Source organism: Microcoleus sp. w1-18aA5 (assembly GCF_036701705.1).
Lineage (GTDB): Bacteria > Cyanobacteriota > Cyanobacteriia > Cyanobacteriales > Microcoleaceae > Microcoleus.
In genome coordinates this window covers 1-1848 of sequence record NZ_JAUPTE010000053.1, presented here as the reverse complement: position 1 = coordinate 1848, position 1848 = coordinate 1, and the positions used below count along the sequence as shown (strand labels likewise).

Below are 1848 nucleotides of genomic sequence, written 5' to 3'. Positions count from 1 at the left end.
AAAGTTATGTGGTGTTTGGCAGCAACAGTGGCTTTGGTGCCAGTTTCAACCTGTCCACACTTAACGGCAGCAACGGCTTTGCCATTAACGGCATCGCGGCGGATGACCGATCAGGCTTCTCGGTCAGCAGCGCCGGGGATGTCAACGGCGATGGCTTTGATGACCTGATTATCGGGGCATATAGTGCCGACCCCAACGGCATCAATACTGCAGGGCAAAGTTATGTGCTGTTTGGTCAGGGAACGACTCCCACCAATCAACCCCCCGTGGCTAACAGCGACAACGCTACCACGGCTCAAAATACTGCCGTCACCCTGGAGGCTTCAACTCTGTTAGCCAACGACACCGATGCCGATGGCGATAGCCTCAGCCTGACGGGGGTCAGTAATCCAGTCAATGGCAGCGTTACCTTCTCTAATAGCAATGTCATCTTCACCCCCAGCACTAACTTCACGGGTAACGCCAGTTTTAACTACAGCATCAGCGATGGCAAAGGCGGCACCAGCAGCGCGAATGTCAGTGTCGCCGTCGGCGGTACTCAAACCGGTGGCAGCGGCAACGACACTCTCACGGGTACAGCAGCGAACGACTCGCTCAACGGCGGCAACGGTAACGACAGCCTCATCGGTAACGCCGGAAACGACACCTTGATTGGTGGCAATGGCACTGATTTCCTAGTCGGGAGTGCGGGCAACGACTTACTCAATGGTGACAATGGCGATGACACCTTGACGGGTGGGCTGGGTACCGACACCTTGACCGGTGGCAACGGCAAGGATATCTTCGTGTTTGCCGTCATCGAGGGCATCGATACGATTAGTGACTTCAAGTTGGGTACCGACAAAATCGGTCTGACTGGCGGTTTGACCTTTGGTCAATTGTCGTTCTCTGGGAATCAGATTCGTGTGGGTAGTGAGGTTTTAGCCGTCCTGACTGGGGTGAATACTAATACTCTGACTGCCTCCACTTTCCTCGCAGTCTAGAAGCGCGCACCGGCTGAGTGCGACGGGTCAGCAGCGCTTGTGGCTGACCCGTCCCCGCGCTACTTTTTGCCTCGACTAAAGAGTCGCTCAATTCAAGGCAAAACATCTCTCATCAAAAGCTCAAACCCGGTGAAAGTGAGATGAAACCAAGGCAGCTCAGGCGAATTCAGAGCTTGCCTTTTCCAAAGGATAAGCTGCCTTAAACCTCATACCCCAATCACCGGAATCAAGCCTTTTTAACAATCGATTCTCATCGATATATACCTAGGGCGTCGGTTCAGTATTAGGAGTTGACAAAAAAAGGAATTTATGAAATTAGCCAGTGCATGAGTTCGACTCTATGCCTGGTGTAATTGGCCGAACCTGCTCCATTCGAGCAATGACATGAAGATTATGAACAACAGCGACTCGCCGTAAATCGAAGAGATTTTTCCGCAGTCCAAGATACCGAGCACGATTCCCGTGCCAATGGCCAATATGAGCCAGAGAGTGTTCAACTGTAGTACGTTTTCTCAATTCTTGGCGACCAATAGCAGTGGATTGACGTGCTCGCAACTCTTGCATTAAGGCTTCATCAGGATGAATTGATACAGTCCGTCCTCTTTTACTATTCGTGCAACCAGACCTCAGAGGGCAAATTGCACATTCATTCTGAGGAAAATGAACAGTTTTCCCCGGTTCAAATGGGATACTTACCTGATTGGGACAGCTAATTAAATGCGTATCCCAGTCAAGGAAAAAAGAATTTTTATCAAACCGTCCAGAATTTTTGACTGGCCACGCCTTGCAAAATATCTGTAATTTATCATTCCTTTGTGTCACCCAGTGACTAGATAAATAAGCCCGATCGATATGTAACTCAGAT

At 50.2% G+C, this 1848-nt stretch carries 2 protein-coding genes; one reads left to right on the top strand and one right to left on the bottom strand.

Annotated features, from left to right (window positions below):
• Window positions 1-983: Ig-like domain-containing protein (locus Q5691_RS18585; protein WP_333346217.1), on the top strand; the 983-nt coding region annotated here is incomplete at its 5' end.
• Between the two features lie 315 nt (window positions 984-1298).
• On the opposite strand, the gene Q5691_RS18580 is transcribed toward Q5691_RS18585, so the two are convergent.
• The coding region (locus Q5691_RS18580) for a transposase (RefSeq protein ID WP_333346214.1) at window positions 1299-1848 on the bottom strand (550 nt) is incomplete at its 5' end.